Source organism: Ferroplasma sp. (genome assembly GCF_031200575.1).
In the GTDB taxonomy this organism is placed as follows: domain Archaea; phylum Thermoplasmatota; class Thermoplasmata; order Thermoplasmatales; family Thermoplasmataceae; genus Ferroplasma.
Genome location: NZ_CP133597.1, coordinates 1,225,720 through 1,244,359, shown reverse-complemented (window position 1 = coordinate 1,244,359; position 18,640 = coordinate 1,225,720). Strand labels below are relative to the sequence as shown.

The following is an 18,640-nucleotide window of genomic DNA, read 5'->3' as shown; positions in this document are numbered from 1 at the left end:
ATGAATTTATATAAACTAAAAATATTAATAGTCCGATAAATTACCCTTAGCTATGGTTATAAATTCAAAGACACTCACAAGTACCAGTGACATTTACACAGAAAATTATATAAAAATTGGCGACCACGGTGCAATATTCAACAATAGGACATCTGCCTTGGTCGGTTTCGATGGAACTATTGACTGGGCATGCTTTCCAGATTTTGATTCAGACCCTATTTTTGATTCAATACTGGATAGCAAAAAAGGAGGTTATTTTCTTTTCAGGCCCCGGGGAGAATCAAAAATAAATCAGTATTATGAGGAATTTACAAATATACTCATAACCGAATTTATTCAGAATGACAAAATTGTTTTAAGATTGACAGATTTTTTGCCAACATCTGATTGCTCCACACTAAATTTCCCTGAAATACATAGGTTTGTGGAAGTTCTAAGTGGCATTAATGTTGAGATTTATTTCAAGCCGAGTTTTCATTTCGGAAAAGAAGTGCCAAAAATTATAGAAAATAAAAATGGTTTCCTGTTCCAGGGAGAAAATTCCAGTGTTGGGTTATCATCAAATTTCAAACTTCTAAGCGGGTCTGGAATAGTTTATAACGACAATCTATTCCTTGGCGCGGGGACATATCAATGGCTTGTTATATCAACTGATATCAATTATATACATAAGGTGGAGGAATATAAATCATATCAGAGATTGGAAGAAACCAGAATTTACTGGAAAAACTGGACAAATAAAATAACATACCACGGGCTCTGGCACAAATACCTTTTGCGTTCAGCACTTGTACTTAAGGGAATGTTTTATGAGCCCACCGGTTTAATGGTAGCCGCACCTACCTCCAGCCTGCCTGAATCCATAGGCGGCGAGAGAAACTGGGATTACAGATATACATGGGTAAGGGATACAACATACGTTATTGAGGCAATGTCAATGATTGGCCTTAAGGATGAGGCGTCAAAGTTCCTTTACGGGCTCATGAACATGATACATAGAGACCACAGGCTACGTACAATATATCCGCTGAATGAAACAGGGGAATTATCAGAAAAGATTCTTGATTATTCTGGATATATGAATTCAGGTCCGGTGAGAATCGGAAATGAGGCCGTAGATCAGCTGCAGGTAGACCAGTATGGTTCTATTATCAACGCCATTTATCATTTCGAACTTTCAGGTGGCATCGTCACATTACAGCTATGGGACTTTATAGTTGAAATACTGGATACATTGAAGAAGATATGGAAATACCCTGATTCCAGCATATGGGAATTCAGAAGTGTTCCCCGGCATTATGTTTACTCTAAATTAATGTCCTGGGCAGCCTTTCACTTCGCTGGATTAATAGGCAAAAAACTTTCTTATTCGGCTGATTATGAGGATTGGGCGAAGATAGAAAATGAAATAAAAGAGGATATACTTGCAAATGGCTTTAACAGTGAATTAAACTCCTTTGTGCAGAGTTATGGGTCAGATGAAATAGATGCGTCGTTGCTCAGGCTCCCCCTTCTGAATTTCCTCGAACCAACCGATCCGAGAGTGCTCAGTACAATCAGAGCAGTGGAAACCAGGCTGATGAACAGTTCATATCTTTTTAAGCGCTATCTGGAGGATGACGGTTTAAAGGGGGATGATAACGGTTTCCTCCTGCTCACATTCTGGTATATAGAGGATCTGATTAAGATGGGGAGTATCGGTAAGGCAAAGGATATACTTGAATCCATATTAAGCATGTCTAACCATCTCATGCTCTTCTCAGAAGAGATGGATCTGAAAACTAACGATATGCTGGGTAACTTCCCGCAGGCAATATCACATCTGGGCGTTGTCAGGACTATTACCCTCCTGAATAATGAATTCAAAAAAAGTGGGAACGCAGGTATATTGAAATATGCATGATGATTAAAGCATAATCATGTAACCCGTTTCCATTTACAAATTTTTTATTTGCCCATAGAAAATTATTAAATATATATCTATATAACAATCCAATGCAGGAAAATTTTAAGGTTATCCGTAAACGCCTTGTAGAATACGTCAATATGCTCATGTCAGAAAATGGTTACATGTATGCCGGATATCCAAGATTCATGGAACTCTTTGGCAGGGATTCAATTATTTCTGCAGTGGAGCTGTTCCACCTGTATCCTGAAATACTTAAAAAAACATTGATATCACTGGCAGGGCAGCAGGGAAAAGTATACAATGCAGAAACAGGTGAGGAACCCGGTAAAATACCCCATGAGCTTGCTAACCCTGAAACTTTTAGATACTATCCAGAAAAGGAAAAATGGGTTAAGCCAAACGTTCCGTTATATTATTCGGTGGATAGCACACCGCTCTTCGTATTTGCATGTGAATTATATATAAAAAATACGAATGACAGTGACTTTTTGAATTATATCCGGGCTTACATGGATAGGGCAGTTTCCATGATGATTAAAAAATCACAAAAAACCGGGTTTCTGACATATAATGCCTCAGAAATAGAAAACAGGCTGGCAACCCAGGGATGGATGGACGGATCGTGGGGCATATACGGAAAATTATCAGGAGATATTGCGCTTATCGAGGTTCAGGGATATTTTTACCAAAGCCTGAAAATATACAATGAGTTATTTCCTGGAAATCCAGTTGCAAAAGTCATAGCAGACCGCCTTAATTTCATGGAGAATTATATTGATCCATATTTCTGGATGGAGGATCAGGAGTATTATTCCCCTGCAGTCTTTTTTTCCGGTAAGGACAGGGAAAGAATTGATACAGTATCCTCCAGTGCAGGGCATCTCCTCCTTACAGAAATTGTAAGCAGAAACAGGAAAAAAAGCATGGTCAAAAGGATTTTCCAGGATGATATGGCAACACCATGGGGAATAAGGACAATATCATCAGAAAGCAAATGCTTTGATCCCTATAAGTACCAGTCAGGAAGCATATGGCCACATGATAACTGGATAATATTACATGGACTGAGGCACTCAGGTTTTAATGAAGAGGCAGAATTATTAGAGAGTTATATTTTAAATGCCATATCATCTGTAAAATATCCCTATGAATACTATTCGGTGGATCTGAATAATAATATAATAAATATGGAGATGCTCGAGGTTCCTCCCTGCATGCCTCAGGCGTGGAGTACAGGAGCCTTTATAGGAGTACTGGATAATAAATCCTAATTGTCCACGTCGTTTATCCCTGAACTGGCAACACTGTTTCCAGATTTAATTTCCTCGAGCACACCATTCTTATAAATATTGAATCTTTCCAGCCCGAATGAAATGGTATCATCCACATTGTATTTTGTATCCGTTCTGATTACAATATCGCTATCACCGGTTTTGCAGTGTACGAAATAATTTCCTTCAGAATTTTCTATTAATGTAACCTTAGCGGTTATATCGTTCCCCTCAGATACCCATCTTGTCCTGAAGCCTATCGTACTATCAGGGTATCCCATTAAATCACCGGGTATGAAATTCATGGGGTATGTGCCGATGAAATCACCTACCCACTGTGTATTCGGTTTTTCATAAAGTTCATTGTAGGGGCCTATCTGCTCTATGACACCGTTATGGAGCACGGCAACGCGATCTGCCAGATTCGAAGCCTCTACTTGGTCATGGGTAACATAGACAAATGTATGGCTAAGCTCTTTCTGCAGCCTCTTCAATTCCTGTCTTGATGTGTACCTTACCCTGGCATCGAGATTGCTTAATGGCTCATCCAGAAGGAACAGTGCAGGGTCCCTTACCAGTGCCCTGGCTATGGCAACCCTCTGCTGCTGTCCCCCGCTGAGTCTGGTTACGTTAATATTGAGCTGTGGCTCTATATTGAGCAATTTGGCTACCTGGTCTACCTTTGATCTGATACTGTTCCTGTCTGTCCTGGCCATTTTCAAGGGAAATGCTATGTTTTCGTATGCAGTCATATTTGGGTATAACGCATAATTCTGGAAAACCATGGCTATATTACGCTTATTTGGTGGCTTGAATGTTACATCAGTTCCATTCACAATTATTTTTCCGCTGTCCAGGTTTTCTATTCCGACTATTGTCCTCAAGAGGGTTGATTTACCCTCGCCGGATGGCCCAAGGACTACTAAGAATTCACCGTCTATCACTTTTAAATTCAATTTATCCAGCACCTTTTTATTCGAAAAGGATTTTTCAAGGTCTACAAGTTCCAGTTTATATTTCATATTTTCATCCCTCCACTTAAATATTCTCCCTTTAGATATTTCTGCAGTACCACAACTATTACAATTACCGGAATGGTAACCAGCAATGCAAAGCTTGAGGCTATGAAAGGCTCTCCCCGGCTTACATAGTCATAAAGGCTAACCGGGAATGTTGGATTAACCGGGGATATTATCACAGCATATGTAAATTCATCCCATGAGGTCATCCATGCCAGCAAAAATGATATGAGCAATGGTATTTTTATCAGCGGCAGTATTACGTTTCTGAATGAATGAAATATGGATGCGCCATCAACCATTGCCTGGTTTTCGATATCCTGCGGTAGTGCACGGAAGCCACCAAGCATTATGAATACAGATATGGGCAGGACCACAAGTTCCTGGGCCAGCGCTATACCAAATATATTATTATAGAGTCCCACCTTAATGAAATATACTGAAATAGGTATGGCTATTACTATTGCAGGCATCATATTTACAACAAACATTAGCATAATGATTTTATTGGAAAACCTTGCTGCAAGTTTGTTCAGTCCATAACCTGCAGGGGTTGCAAGGGCAATGGCCAGGATACCTACGGTAAATGCGACAATAATACTTCTTATTACGGGTTTTATCAGGGAAAGATCCTTAATGGAAGCCTCAAAGTTTTTAAGTGTGAATATAAAGGGCAGCTGGTAAGGATACAGCCTGTCAAATGTCAGGCTTATGGGCTCAAATGCTATGAGTATCAATATATAGAGCGGGTAGATGAAAATAACTGCCAGAATTATTGCAATTATATATGATGGCATATTTTTATTTTTCATACTGTTTTGCACCTCCAAATTTTATTATTATAAAGGCAAATACAACTATTATGGCAAGGAGAACTGAAGCTGCAGCATAGGAATAGTATGTTGTGGAAGAATATATAAAGTACTCATAGACAAGCGTGTTTATCAGGGATGGGTGATACCCTATCAGTATCAGTGGCAGGGCAAATATATTAAATTCACTAACACCTCTTATGAGCAGGGCGATTGCAATAAATGGTGCCAGATTGGGAAGGGTAATATGTATAAACCTCCTGAGGGAACCTGCACCGTCAACGCTGGCCGCCTCATTGAGGCTTGGTGGTATGGTGGACATTCCGCCCATGAGTATAAGCGCCACAAGTGGTGTGTTTTTCCAGAAATCTGCAAACATTACAACCCCCATTGAAGAGTATTTGGTGGAATACCAGTCAACACTATGAATTCCGAGGGAGTAAAGGGTTGAATTTGCAAACCCGCCAACAGGGCTAAATATGAGGGAAAATATAAACGCTGAAACGACTGTGGATATCCCGTATGGAAGTATGAATATTGTAGAAAATAGTTTGTTTCCCTTAAGTGACTTGATCAGGATATTAGCAATTAATATGGCGAAAAAAAGCTGAATCAGCAGGGCACCAAAGCTTACAATAACCGTATTTCCTATTGAAGTCAAAAGACCTGCCTTGCTTATTGCCTCATAATTTGAGATAGAATAAACGCCCCTGGGCGTTTTAAAGCTGTAAAAAACAACGGAAGCCGCAGGGAAAAAGGAAAGTACTGCAACATATGCCAATGCAGGCAGCACATAGACCATGTATCTATAATTCCTATATCTATGCATAAACATAAGAACCGATTTATAAGAAATACTTAAACTTTGGCATCTCCTATAAATAGCATAGTATGAAAATGCTCATGTTCTGAGGCATTAATATATTAGATGTTGCAAAAATTTATATATATCCATGTTATGGTATCTCATGAAAAATCCACAAGACGGATCATTAAAACCTAAAAATAACTTTTGGGTGAAGGTGATTGCAGTTATAATTGTGATAGCTGTGGTAGGCGCAGTTATTGCAATAGAACTGCCGCACTTATTGCCTAAGAAAGTATCAGAACAGACGCTGCAGACATATCCGGGACCAAGCGGCCCGGTAAATTCAGACCACTTACTGGGAGGATGCGTTATTGCTGAGGCTAATACAACCGGATTGACTACAAGTGATGTACAGGCAATGGACCAATTCGTGCAGTACATGCTATCCCCACATGTTGAATTCGCAGGCGAGAGCGCCACCGGCTTTATACCCATAAGCAGCAGCAATACAAGCGAAAGTATAACTCATTTCTATACAGGTTCTACACAGGTTGATATAACATATTTCACCAGCGTATCTCCCTCAGATTTCTCGGCATACTATAAGGGTGTGGTAAGCGCATTCAATGCTAAATATAGCAACATAAAGGTAACTGCAGTAGACGAGACTGCAACTTCCATAGTGTCTGATATAGAATCTGATGTGGCATCCGGGCATGTTGGGCCAGTGGTCACAAGCATAGATAACCTTGATGTGGGAATCCTTGCATACGGTTCATACAACGGCCATTCATACCTGATGAATATAAACAGTACTGTATCTGGAGGGGTACAAACACTGATGCCAAATAACGTAATTCCATCCATAGTTAACCTGACCAACTACGAGGGCAAAATATTCGCAGGTTCCATACCATTCATAACAGAAATCATAAATACGCCTCTTGTGTGGATAGACCAGACAGCACTTAAGGCAGCCGGCATAAACCAGGAGCCGCAGAATTACACAGCATTACTAAATGACGCAAAAATACTGGATAAAAAGTATGGCAGGGGAATGATCAACTTCCAGGGACATGGAGGAGCCAGCACTGCAACGGAATTATACCAGTTCTTTGTGCAGTTTGGAGGAAACCCGGTGACATTCAACTCTACCAACGATGTAAGTGCAATGTATTACATATATAATTTAAGCAAGTATTTCAGCCCTGAGTACAAAACATCATACTGGGCAACATACAAGGGACTAGCAGCGAATAAATACACTATGATGGACTACCAATGGCCGGGATCAGTTGATACAAGTACTGTAGGTATGAATACAACAGACCTGAGTGGAAACAACTCTGTATTAAATGTATCATTGAAGGCCATAAGCGAGGGTGTATTCATAAGGGATCCGGTGCCATGGATAGGAGAATGGCAGACATTGATGGATTCAGCCTGGACAACTATTATAACCAGCGGTCATTCACAGAATTATACCACGATTGCGAGCGCCCTTGCAACAGCCAACTCATCAATGTACTCATACCTGCTGAGCAATTACAATTACACTGTTGCCCAGGAATACGAACAGGGAATGTACAAACCTATAATTGTATAAATTTTTTATATTTTTAGTTTTAAATTTATAATTATATATTTTTATAATTAATTAAAAATTTTTATGAATTGTAAACTACTTAATTTTACTTATCACTGACATTCATTCAATCTGCTCAAGGAAGCAAATTATTCCTTTTCCTATTTTATAACAAAATTCTCTCAACCCATAGCTTATAATATCAATCTGCCATCTTTTAGCTATTCCTGACTGCATAAGTTCCTCAATCCTTTTTGCTATGATTGTCCTGTTTGACCCCGGAATTGATTTAACAATATCAGTGAAATTTTTCTAGTGGTATTGTTGCCCATACCTCAAGAACCAGCATTGTGTATCGTTTCCCATTAATCGGAAAATTGGAAGTGAAGGGTCTATGCACACCGTTTTTCACCTTAGTAAATCATGCATGCATTTTCAATATTGCTATCCATGTACTAATTAATGCAATTTAATATATATTATTTGCACAGTTTCACCAAGTGGGAATACAGATATCTATGATTGATATTTTAAATCATTCTCATTGTTTCCCAATTTCTGTCAAATATAAGCCTAATATTATAAAGATGAAGTTAAACAATAACGATTCTAAATGTAGTGCGATAATGCGCTGATGTTTGATAACTGTTGTCATATTCCATATTTTATTACCTCCTTGCTTCAAAAGAGGTATTTCTCCATGTTATTTAATGATCATTTCATTATTAACAGGGGGTTTATATTTACACATAATATGGTACACAACCGGCATATTTCCGCCTATCAAATAAACAAGACAATAGTAATTAGCTTATGATTAATACTATATACTCTTAAATTATAAATTCTCCATGAAATACGTAAATTTAGGCAATACTGGAGTTAAAGTTTCAGTTATTGGAATAGGCACATGGCATTTGCCAGGTTCTGGCAGATACAATGAGCAGGGAATTGAATATGTTGATAATGAGACATTTGCTAGGATTTTCAAAAAGGCATACGACTCTGGAATAAATTTTTATGATACTGCAAACATTTACCATGGCAGGGTGGAGCATAACGAGGATTGTATTGAATGCACTGGGAACTCTGAAAAAATTCTTGGCAAAATAATAAAGAATTATGAACGGGAGTCGCTTGTTATTTCCACAAAGGTTAGGGGACCTATGGCGGGATATATCAATTCATCAGGGTTATCGAGAAAACATATAATGAGCCAGATAAAAGAATCCCTGAATAGATTAAATACAGATTATGTCGATCTATATCAATTTCACTGGTCAGATAATGAAGTTCCGCTAATAGAGACCCTGAAAACTATGAGCCATATTGTAGATCTAGATTACTCAAGATATATTGGTATGAGCAATGTTAATGCGACTGATATAAGTGACTTCATGCATCTATCTGAAAGATATAACCTGAATTTCTTCTCCACAATTCAGGAACCCTATAATATACTGAACCGCAATATAGAGGATAACAAATTAATTTATGCAAGAAAATACGGTCTTGGACTGTTGGCATATACACCACTGGACCAGGGAATCCTTACAGGAAAATATTTACAGGACTATGATAAAAGCTCAAGGATAACTTATTATCCCGAGCTCAAAAAGGAGATAGAAAGAACAGAGATAAAGGTAAAGCCGCTGAAAGAATTAGCAGATAATAAGGGGGTAACGTTATCACAACTTTCTATAGCATGGCTTCTAAAAATGTCAGAAAAATTGGGAATAAGGGTAATTCCCCTTCTAGGGATAACAAAAATACAACACCTTGCGGATAATTTAGAGGCTATAAATGTCAGTTTAAAGGAGGAGGATATGAAATATATAAATGAGATTTATTTGAACAATGCTTAAACTTATGTGTCCATACTCCATGATATTCTCTTTCAACAAATATTTTTCTGGCATAAATACCAATTAAACTGCAATAAGATTAGATTATCTGCCTTGCTATTACCACAGATCTTTATGTGTAATGTCTATGCTAAAATTTATTCTACTTCATTCAAAAAGCAAATTATTCCATTCCTTATTTTATAGCCTAATTCAGTTAGTTCATAGTATACAATTTCGTTAACACATCTTTTAATTATACCTGCCGCTATAAGGTCCTTAATCCGTGTTGCAATAATAGTCCTGCTGGCACCCGGAATTGATTTAACAATATCATTAAAATTTTTTCTTGTTTTATTATTTCCTATTACACCTAGAATAAACATTGTATATCTTTTTCCTATTAAGCGGAACAATGGCAGTGATGGGTCAATGCATATTGTTTTTCCATTATCATATATCATACAGGCATTTGCAACGTTCTGTTTCATGATTTTTACAATACCATTTTCTATATATCTTTAATTATAATTAATAAAATAACTGCATAGATGTAACTCGTATTTTAAAGAGGGTTTTTATTACCACTCTGAATGAGTGAAAGAAATAATACTAATCAAATCCATGTATGAGTAGTTACATACAAATGTTTATATACAAATAGCAGTTAAATTATTATGGCAAAGAAGAATACTGAAATTACAACAAGCCTACCACCGCGGCTGGACCGCCTACCATGGAGTGCATGGCACTGGAAGGTCTGGCTCATATTAGCCGGTGGGATGCTGCTTGAGGGTTTTGTCCTTTCTGTTGGTGGTTCTACTCTATCAACAGTGGAAAAGCTTTTTAGTCTTACCAGTGAGGAGGCGGTGGCACTTACACCCATATTCCTGGTTGGTGAAATGGTCGGTGGAATCTATTTAGGCTCCATGGCAGATGTGAGGGGAAGGAAGCAGCTATTTATAATAACAATGGCAATTATTGCCGGAGGGTCACTTCTTTCAGCGGTTTCTGTGGATTATCCGATGCTGGCTGCATCAAGGGCCATAGCTGGTTTCGGAATTGGCGGTGAGCTTGGATCTGCCATAGCAGCATTGGAGGAGTTCTCACCATCTAAAAACAGGGGCTTTTCAGTGGGAACGGGCAACGGTGTTATGTTTGATTTCGGGACATTCATAGCGGGCTTTGTTTCATTCTTTGCGATATCATACCTTCCAGTAAGCTTTGGATGGAGGATAGCATTCCTCACAGCATTTGTCTTAGCAGGATTTATCTTCGTTGCCAGGCTTGATCTCCCGGAATCAGTGCGTTACCTCCTGAGAAAGGGAAGGGTGAAGGATGCCGAGGATATAGTGGATGGTATCGAGGCAGAGGTAAAAAAATAAAAGGGAAAATTATCAGATGTGAAGGACACTGTAAATATTCCGGTTGATGAGGGGAAGGTGCCAGCAACTGAGGGATTCAGCGTTATATTCAGGAAATATAAGAAAAGAATTGCTTTATCATGGATACTCAATTTCTGTGAAACCTGGCCCTATTATGCCGCCTTCTCGATTATACCACTGATATTTACGAAGATATACCTTATACCATCAAAGGATACCGGGCTTATTTTAAGTGTGGTTCTCGGAGCAGGTGTCCTGGGTGTTCTGGTCTGGGCATACCTTCTGGATATAATAGGTAGAAGGCCTGTAATAATGATAACATACATAGTTGCAGGGGTTGTTGCAATAATTCTTGGTGTTGTGGTGCATTCCATAGATTTTGTGGTATTCATTGCCATTTTATCTTTAATGTACTTCTTCACATACGCAGCCGCAGCACTGCTGTATCCCCAGATAGGTGAAATGTTTCCCACAAGGGCAAGGGGTTCAGGACTTGGAACCGCAATAGGCTTTGGAAGGCTCGGCGGGATAATTGGTCCATTTGTGCTTCTGGCCCTCCTTAATTATGGATTACTGTACGTCTTTGTTGTTACAGGAATTGTTCTGATTATAGGAGGGATAGCAGAGGTTGTGCTCGGCCCTGAATTAAAGAGGGAAAGCCTGGAGAAAGCCTCCAATGATACCTAAATTTTTAAAAAATCCATTAATTTTTTTTCTTCCTTGAAATTATTAAACACAAGGTCTGACCCTGTTAAATCAGAGGCTTTGTACACTCCGGTTGCCACTGCTATTGCATTCACAGATGCATCCCTTGCAGCTCTTATATCCAGCGGTGTATCCCCTATTAGGTAGATATCCTCCCTTTCAATGGATTTACCAAATCTTTCTATGGCATAGTTTACAAGTTCTGATCTTACCCTGCTGTCATCTCCATAGCCACCGGTCACAAAGTATGATGATATGCCAGCCTTCTCAAGCCTGAGAGAGGCTATTGCCTGTAGATTTCCTGTAAGAATTCCCAAACTGTATGTGGTATTATGAAGCCTTTCAAGGATATGGCCAACGTTTTCCAGGAGCTTGTAGTCGTCAGGTTTCAGATTCGCAGAAACGTATTCAGCCATTGCCGAGAAGGCTTTTTTCATTCCATTCCTTATCTGGTCATCCTCAACATTTTCCTTTTTTAAGAGACCATACAGTATTCCTGTATCGGTCATTCCATGCCTTGGAAAAGAATCTATATCCGTTGTGACACCGTAAATAGAGCTGCATACATAATTGAATGATGCAGTATGTGTTGGGGATTCCTCCATTAATGTTCCATCAATATCAAATAACAATAATTTTGCCATAAAAGTAAATCTTTGTGTATAATATTATCTTTGCTATGTGAGAATTTTGTTATATAAAATAATAAATTTATTTATAAATGTAAAAGCCCTTTCCCGTCTTTCTGCCGAGGTATCCGGCTATAACCATATTCTTGAGCCTTTCAGGCGGTATGTAAGCATCACCGTATGCCTTATTGAATGATTTCAGGACATCATATACTATGTCAAGGCCAACATAGTCTCCGAGCTCAAAGGGCCCCATTGGGAATCCTGCACCCTTCTTCATTGCTATATCCACAGATTTTTCATCGGCTATTCCCTCATCAACTATTTTTATAGCCTCATTGATTACCTCTATGAGTATCCTGTTTACTATGAATCCCGACCTCTCCTTTGCCTTTACAGGAACCATTGTTTCCCTGTGGTTTCTTAATCCTGAGATAAGTTCATATGCAGCCTCCACAGTCTTCTCAGATGTCTGTATCGCCGGCACGATTTCTACCAGTGGCATTGTATACGGCGGATTGAAGAAATGTACTATCACTGCATTTTCCGGGTATTTATAATTTGATGCCATTTCGGTTATGCTCAATGATGATGTATTTGATGCAACTATTGTATTTTCACCGATAGATTTCGATAATTCTTTGAAAAGGTCGTTCTTAATATCCTGCCTTTCAAACACAGCCTCTATAATAATGCCGCACTGGGCAAGGTCATCATAGGATTCTACGGGATGTATCCTGGAAATAATTTTATCAATGTCTATTTTCTTTAACAGGTTTTTTTCAATTGTGCTCTTCTGCTGTTCATTGAGCTCAATGCCATTCTTTTCTATTCTTTTTATTTCCTTTTCAGGAAGTGAGTTTGCATAGTTCTGGAAGTCCTCCAAAACCTTTCTGGCATGATTTATTCCCTTATTTACATAATCTAAATTCTGGTCCTTGAGGTAAACGGTATATCCGTTGTATGCAAAAACCTCTGCTATGGATGAACCCATTGCTCCTGCTCCTATTATGCCTATTTTTTCTATCAAAATAACACCGGCATTTAATTTTCAGAGAATATATAAAATTTTGGAGTAAAACCTTTAGTTTTTCTTTTTCATGGTAAATTTATTCAATTCTTCATAGCCCTTATTTGTGTAGAATATTCTTCCACAGTTGGGGCATACATACGCCTCGAAGTCTCCTACTGTTACTCCATCTTTTTCATAGGGAGCCATCTTCAATTCCATATCCAGGTTGCAGTGCGGGCACACTGTAATATTATTAACTGACATAGGTGTAGATAGAGTAAGAATATATTAAGTGTTTGTCAGGGTTATTGTCGCATATGGTTTTTATGGCTTTGTATTGAATGGGATTCTCCATGAAATGTATTCTTCGTGATAGAATAATTTTATATGATCCTCAGAGATTCTTTGTAAATCCTGTTTTGAATATATTTTCTGTAACGCCTTTTTGATAATCTTAAAAATAAATATATCAGGATATGTTTTGCTTTATTTCTGAATCCATTTTTGCTGTAGATTAAAAAATTTATTATATTAACAGTGATATATTGATGATTATAGATAAATCTTAATATTCCATAATAGGTGATCTGGGCTTCAAGATATTTCTGAGCATTTTTAGTCGTAAAAAAACCAGTGAATGTATTATAAGTTTCAATCACCTTGTTTATATATTCCAACCTGGAGGCATTAAAATCATTTATATCAGGAGAAAAATTATTGCTGGCACTGTTATGAACCATATAAATAGTTAACTTTTGTTTATCTGCTAAAATACGTTTTCCTGATTCAACTGCACTTAAATACATAAATGTATCAAGGGAATCCGTTAGCCCAGCAATCTTATTAGATTCTATTATATCTTTTCTTATGGAAATGCATGACATATTAAAGTCCGGGAAATTATTCCTGTATACTATGGGTTCATATTTCTCGTTGACCGGCTTATACTGATTGTGGTAATATACAAGATTTTGATTCTTTATAAATAAAGAATATACATATTCCAATTTGCCCTCAAGGAAGGCGTCATCATCTTCAAGGAAAGCAATTATTTCCCCGGTGGAAATTTTAATTGCCTGATTTATTTTGCCACCCAGTGATTTATCATGGCTGTAAATATTTTTTATCCCATTTTTATCCAGAAAACTATCAATCATTTTATCATTATAGTTTTTGATGACAATCAACTCATAGTTACTTTCTGGTATCTTCTGGCTTAAAACACTTTTAACTGCATTTAAAATAAATTTTTTTCGATAATGTAATTTTTTTGCTGTAAATTTAAAATGACTCTTTGCAATATCATAATGAGGTAAACAAAATGACAAAGACAAAGAGTCAATTAATAAGTAAAGAAGAACTAATAAAGGTTTTCATAGAGGATAGAACAGAGGGAAAGAAAAAGTTCGTTACATGGTTCTTAAACGACGTAATGAATGAGGAGCTGATTGAGCAGCTGAATGCAGAATCCTATGAGAGAACTGATGGAAGAACAGGATTCAGGAATGGAACCAAGAAGAGGAAATTAAAGACTGTGGATGGTGAGCTAATACTGGATAAGCCTGATCTAAGATCAGGATCATTCACAACCACTGTATTTGACAAGTACTCCACTGTGGAAAAGGCCTTGAACTCTGTAATAGCAGAATCATATATCAATGGTGTGTCAACCAGGTCTGTTAACAATATAATAAATAATTTAGGTGTAAATGTATCACCTGAGTACGTATCATCACTGAATAAGGAGCTTGATACTAAGGTTAAGGAATTCATGGAAACAAGGATTGAAGAACAGATAAAATACCTGTACATAGATGCTGCATACTTCAAGGTCAGGAAAAATGGCAGATACAAATCAATGGCATTATACGTATCAATAGGTGTAAACAGCAAGGGAGTAAGGCAGATACTGTCAATGGATGTATATAATTCCGAGGATGGGATGGACTGGAGCAGCTTCTTCTTCAAGTTACAGGAAAGGGGATTGGCAGGAGTTCAATTGGTAATATCAGATGGCCATTCAGGAATAAGGAAGGCAGTAACAGAGTCATTCCCCGGTTCACTGTGGCAGTACTGCCATTTCCATTTCCTGAAGAATTTAAAAAAGACAATGAATAAGGACCAGTGGGAGGATATATCAAAAATAGTGTCGGAGGCCCTAATGGATGAATCACTGTTTAAGATAGCAATAGATAGAATGGAGAAGATGAAGCTAAACAGGTCCATTGACATGTTCTATAAATGGTATGATCCACTGTACTCATACACATCATTCCCTAAATCTCATCAAAGAAAGCTGCATACAAACAATGTAACAGAGAGATTCAATAAGGAATTGAAGAGAAGGACAAGAAAGATAGGTGCATTTCCAGATAGTGATTCACTGCTAAGGCTGGTTGTTTCAATAGCAATGGACATCAATGAGGAATGGCTGTTAAGGAAATACATAAATATGGAGGTTGATTAAGGATAATGGTAAAGGGCCATTTGAATTTACAGTAAATGTATTACATTATCTTTTTTTCTGTCATATGCTGTAATTATGACCGTTATTTTCACTGAGTAATATTGCAAATAATTTAAAAATTTTACTGGTTATTGCCATCTTTTTCAGAATTTATCTTATTATACCATTCTATGATTTTATTGTAAAGTGAAGTGTTGATCTGCTTCCTTGAATAGTACTCAATGAAGCCGGGGGTACCATCAATAAATATAATGCTGCCGAAGAATAAGGATAAGGCTGTAATAGGGGTTATAACGTGATTGGCCGCCAGATCAAAGGATATGGAGAATAATGATATAATAAGCACGGTCATTTCCATTACAGACCTGAACCGTGGGACCTTCCATTCCAGGTACTGTGAATATTTTTTACGGCCTGTGCTGAATTTGAGGAAACCCAGCTATTCTCCACTCTCTTCTTTATTTGGCCTCTTTTCAAGATTTGCCAGGAAATTCTGTTTCTCATCACCGTACATGGTTATGGGAACGATATTTTTAATGAAAAAATGTACATCTGAGTCCATATCAATGGGTTCCGTTGCGATTTTAACCAGCTTTATCTCCTGCCTGTACAGTTCAAGGACATCCTGTATTTTTATATTATGCGCCTTTAAATGCTTTTCAATGGAATTGTAATGGTCTTTATCAAATAATATATAGACAGTTTTAATATTATTTTCAAACACATATTCCTGTAAAAGTTCAGCCTTATCCAGTATGTATATTAGGTCAGCCAAAGCCTTTACCGTACTTTTCAATTCCAGGTTATTGTATAATTCATTATTATTTATGGACTCTATATAATTGTATACATCGGACCTGCTTCTGAATTTAACATCCATAGCATTGACGTTTTCTATGAGTTTCAATTTCTTTATAAATGGCTCAAGATTTGAAAAAACAACTTGGCATCCACATTGAATTTTATTCTATTTTCTGTATGTTCATCCAATCCAGATATATAATTTTTGTATGTAATCAATGATTCACATCTGTCTGATCTGATATCGTCATTTTCGAATATTTTATAAAGAGACTCTACTAATAGATTTGGTATGTCCCATTAATAATTTGGACAGTTATGAAAAGGAATATATAAATATTGTAGAATATTATTACAGTATCAACAGGGGTGCGTTATAATGAGGAATATAAGAACAGGTGAGGAAAAATTCAATATTATAATTGAGTCGCTTAACAGCAATGAAACTATAGCAGAGATATGCAGGGAGCATGGAATACCAGTATCAATGTTCTATAAATGGAAGGAGCAGTTCCTGGAAGGTGGGAGAAAGGGCTTAGAAGGAAAGGATCCTGACAAGTCTTTAATGAAAGAGAATGAAAGCCTGAAGGCAATAATAGGCGAAATGACAATAGCAAATGAAATTTTAAAAAAAATTATATGAGGAGGAAAAGGTAAGTTCAGTGGATGAGATGTATAATAATGGAATGAAAATAAGCAATGCATGCTATTATTCCGGAATCAACAGAATAACATACTATTACAGGAAGAAGCATGAAAACATTGAGGATAGAAGATCTTCAGCAAGGATTGATAACAGTACCATTAATAAAATAATAGAGCTATGCAGAGAAAGAGTAACATATGGATATAACAGGATCTGGGCATTATTAAGGAATTCAGGCATAAGAATAGCCAGGAAAACAGTATACAAGATAATGAAGAACAACAATTTAACACTTCCAGTGCATAGCCATAAGAACAGAAAGGAACTGAAACTGTTAAGGGCTGACAGGCCAGAGATGCTGATTGAAACAGATATAACATATATACCTACTAATAACGGAATGACCTATTTAATGTGCATAAAGGAATCATGAAAAACCTTATTTAGCCTCAGCTATATGACGATATAGCTGTGAGAATCTGAGGCGGTTTTCGAATACATTGGCATTCGAGGCCGTCATAAAGGATAACCGCCCTTTGACTCGATTTAATACCTTATTATTATTTAATAAGGTGAATAGGAGTTTGTCGAGTCTTCGATTCTGAATCTCACAGAACCACTAAGAGGTGATTAATATGGTAATAGGCTTGGATGTGCATAAACGTTCCGTATATGCTACGGTAATGGAGGATAATGGTAATATTATTTCCCAGAGAAATATGGAAAATAATATGGAGACAGTCAATGGGTTTTTATCAGTTTACAAGGACCATGATATAGTAATAGAATCATCAACATCCGGTAAATATCTTTGTAAGGAATTATTAAAACTAAACTATAAGATACATCTGATTAATCCTGCAAAGGTTCCTGAAATATCAAATAATTACAAGAAAACAGATAAGGAGGATTCCTTAGAACTTGCAGAATTATTTAGATTGAATGCATTATGAGGTATACATTCCATCAGGGGAAACAGAGAATATCAGATCATTGGTTAGATACAGGCATTCACTTGGAGAAGAGTTAACTTTAAAGAAGAATAAAATACATGCATTGTTAACATCATACGGAGTAATAATAAAAGCTACAGACCCGTTCGGTAAGAAGGGATTAAAGGAAATAGAGAATAATTACAGCAATCTTAATTATTCTGATAGAATAGTTTTAAGATCATTATTAAATGATATATCATTTATAAAAATAAGGGAAAGGAAAATAGAAGTAGAATTATCAAAGATAGCTGTAAACAATAGCAATATAAAATTATTGATGACAATTCCAGGAATCAATTATCACTCTGCATGTGGAATATACTCTGAAATAGGGGATATCTCAAGATTTAAGAACAGGGAGAAGTTTGCATCATATACCGGTTTAATACCTAAGGAATACTCTTCAGGTGAGAGGGTAGTAAAAGGCCATATAACAAAGCACGCACCGTCAATATTGAGGTTCTTCCTAACAGAAATATCGCATATTGTAATAAAATATACAAAGAAGTTCAGATCCAAGTATCTCAGCATTGTAAGAAGATTGGGAAAGAAGAGGTCAATAATAGCAATAATATTAGCAGAAACAATATTTACCATGCTTAAAAATAAAACAGGTTACATTGACTATGAGAGAGATAAAACAGGTCTAAAAATATTGATTATGCCTATTTTGATAGATTGGAAAGCCTTGCAATAAGGAAAAGAAGGACTATGGAATATACATCATTAAAAGACAATAACAATACAGTAGA

At 37.0% G+C, this 18,640-nt stretch carries 19 protein-coding genes and 1 pseudogene; 10 read left to right on the top strand and 10 right to left on the bottom strand.

All coding sequences use genetic code 11. From position 1 onward, the window contains the following. Window positions 1–52 precede the first annotated feature (52 nt). Window positions 53–1,903: a glycoside hydrolase family 15 protein gene (locus RE471_RS06740; protein ID WP_309214052.1), complete on the top strand. Its 1,851-nt coding sequence runs from the start codon at window positions 53–55 to the stop codon at window positions 1,901–1,903. Between the two features lie 92 nt (window positions 1,904–1,995). Next, window positions 1,996–3,180 (top strand): amylo-alpha-1,6-glucosidase, encoded by a 1,185-nt coding sequence (locus RE471_RS06735; protein WP_298276014.1) that lies wholly within the window; start codon window positions 1,996–1,998, stop codon window positions 3,178–3,180. On the opposite strand, the gene RE471_RS06730 is transcribed toward RE471_RS06735, so the two are convergent. From RE471_RS06730 to RE471_RS06720, 3 genes are read right to left on the bottom strand one after another with little or no spacing between them, the layout of a single operon-like run. Further along, window positions 3,177–4,202, bottom strand: a complete 1,026-nt coding sequence (locus tag RE471_RS06730; RefSeq protein ID WP_298276011.1) for an ABC transporter ATP-binding protein — start codon at window positions 4,200–4,202, stop codon at window positions 3,177–3,179. The genes RE471_RS06735 and RE471_RS06730 overlap by 4 nt on opposite strands. Then, complete coding sequence (locus tag RE471_RS06725) at window positions 4,199–5,011, bottom strand: carbohydrate ABC transporter permease (protein ID WP_298276008.1); 813 nt, start codon at window positions 5,009–5,011, stop codon at window positions 4,199–4,201. The genes RE471_RS06730 and RE471_RS06725 overlap by 4 nt, the downstream gene beginning before the upstream one ends. Next, on the bottom strand, window positions 5,001–5,846 hold the full coding sequence (locus tag RE471_RS06720) for a carbohydrate ABC transporter permease (RefSeq protein ID WP_298276005.1): 846 nt from the start codon (window positions 5,844–5,846) through the stop codon (window positions 5,001–5,003). Before RE471_RS06720 ends, RE471_RS06725 begins: the two co-directional genes overlap by 11 nt. 133 nt (window positions 5,847–5,979) lie before the next feature. Between RE471_RS06720 and RE471_RS06715 the strand changes: the two genes are divergently transcribed. Together RE471_RS06715 and RE471_RS06710 are read left to right on the top strand one after the other, a co-directional pair. Continuing rightward, window positions 5,980–7,425: an ABC transporter substrate-binding protein gene (locus tag RE471_RS06715; protein ID WP_309214051.1), complete on the top strand. Its 1,446-nt coding sequence runs from the start codon at window positions 5,980–5,982 to the stop codon at window positions 7,423–7,425. Window positions 7,426–8,255: 830 nt separating this feature from the next. Beyond that, window positions 8,256–9,269 (top strand): aldo/keto reductase, encoded by a 1,014-nt coding sequence (locus RE471_RS06710; RefSeq protein ID WP_309214050.1) that lies wholly within the window; start codon window positions 8,256–8,258, stop codon window positions 9,267–9,269. A 137-nt stretch (window positions 9,270–9,406) separates the two neighbouring features. On the opposite strand, the gene RE471_RS06705 is transcribed toward RE471_RS06710, so the two are convergent. Further along, window positions 9,407–9,739 (bottom strand): helix-turn-helix domain-containing protein, encoded by a 333-nt coding sequence (locus RE471_RS06705; RefSeq protein ID WP_298275997.1) that lies wholly within the window; start codon window positions 9,737–9,739, stop codon window positions 9,407–9,409. A 186-nt stretch (window positions 9,740–9,925) separates the two neighbouring features. On the opposite strand from RE471_RS06705, the pseudogene RE471_RS06700 reads away from it, so the two are divergent. Then, a pseudogene (locus RE471_RS06700) lies at window positions 9,926–11,320 on the top strand (MFS transporter). On the opposite strand, the gene RE471_RS06695 reads toward RE471_RS06700, so the two are convergent. The 4 genes from RE471_RS06695 to RE471_RS06680 form a co-directional block, all read right to left on the bottom strand. Next, window positions 11,317–11,982 (bottom strand): HAD hydrolase-like protein, encoded by a 666-nt coding sequence (locus RE471_RS06695; protein WP_309214049.1) that lies wholly within the window; start codon window positions 11,980–11,982, stop codon window positions 11,317–11,319. The pseudogene RE471_RS06700 and the gene RE471_RS06695 overlap by 4 nt on opposite strands. Before the next feature lie 67 nt (window positions 11,983–12,049). Next, a complete protein-coding gene (locus RE471_RS06690; protein ID WP_309214048.1) occupies window positions 12,050–12,997 on the bottom strand; it encodes a 3-hydroxyacyl-CoA dehydrogenase family protein in 948 nt (315 codons plus the stop codon). Between the two features lie 54 nt (window positions 12,998–13,051). Further along, window positions 13,052–13,243: a hypothetical protein gene (locus RE471_RS06685; RefSeq protein WP_309214047.1), complete on the bottom strand. Its 192-nt coding sequence runs from the start codon at window positions 13,241–13,243 to the stop codon at window positions 13,052–13,054. Window positions 13,244–13,362: 119 nt separating this feature from the next. Further along, window positions 13,363–14,307, bottom strand: a complete 945-nt coding sequence (locus tag RE471_RS06680) for a glycosyltransferase family A protein (RefSeq protein ID WP_309215747.1) — start codon at window positions 14,305–14,307, stop codon at window positions 13,363–13,365. Here RE471_RS06680 and RE471_RS06675 point away from each other — a divergent pair. Further along, window positions 14,301–15,446 (top strand): IS256 family transposase, encoded by a 1,146-nt coding sequence (locus RE471_RS06675; protein ID WP_309214046.1) that lies wholly within the window; start codon window positions 14,301–14,303, stop codon window positions 15,444–15,446. The genes RE471_RS06680 and RE471_RS06675 overlap by 7 nt on opposite strands. Before the next feature lie 121 nt (window positions 15,447–15,567). Here RE471_RS06675 and RE471_RS06670 read toward each other — a convergent pair whose 3' ends face one another. Then, window positions 15,568–15,804 (bottom strand): hypothetical protein, encoded by a 237-nt coding sequence (locus RE471_RS06670; protein ID WP_309214045.1) that lies wholly within the window; start codon window positions 15,802–15,804, stop codon window positions 15,568–15,570. Between the two features lie 81 nt (window positions 15,805–15,885). Then, window positions 15,886–16,353: a hypothetical protein gene (locus tag RE471_RS06665; RefSeq protein ID WP_309214044.1), complete on the bottom strand. Its 468-nt coding sequence runs from the start codon at window positions 16,351–16,353 to the stop codon at window positions 15,886–15,888. A 273-nt stretch (window positions 16,354–16,626) separates the two neighbouring features. Here RE471_RS06665 and RE471_RS06660 point away from each other — a divergent pair, with 273 nt between their 5' ends. From RE471_RS06660 to RE471_RS06645, 4 genes are all read left to right on the top strand, one after another. Then, entirely contained in the window at window positions 16,627–16,890 is a 264-nt protein-coding gene (locus RE471_RS06660; protein WP_309214043.1) for a transposase, read from the top strand. Window positions 16,891–16,918: 28 nt separating this feature from the next. Beyond that, window positions 16,919–17,326: an IS3 family transposase gene (locus RE471_RS06655; protein WP_309215746.1), complete on the top strand. Its 408-nt coding sequence runs from the start codon at window positions 16,919–16,921 to the stop codon at window positions 17,324–17,326. Between the two features lie 202 nt (window positions 17,327–17,528). Beyond that, entirely contained in the window at window positions 17,529–17,846 is a 318-nt protein-coding gene (locus RE471_RS06650; protein WP_309214042.1) for a transposase, read from the top strand. Continuing rightward, a complete protein-coding gene (locus RE471_RS06645) occupies window positions 17,836–18,585 on the top strand; it encodes a transposase (RefSeq protein WP_309214040.1) in 750 nt (249 codons plus the stop codon). The genes RE471_RS06650 and RE471_RS06645 overlap by 11 nt, the downstream gene beginning before the upstream one ends. The last annotated feature ends 55 nt before the right edge of the window (window positions 18,586–18,640 follow it).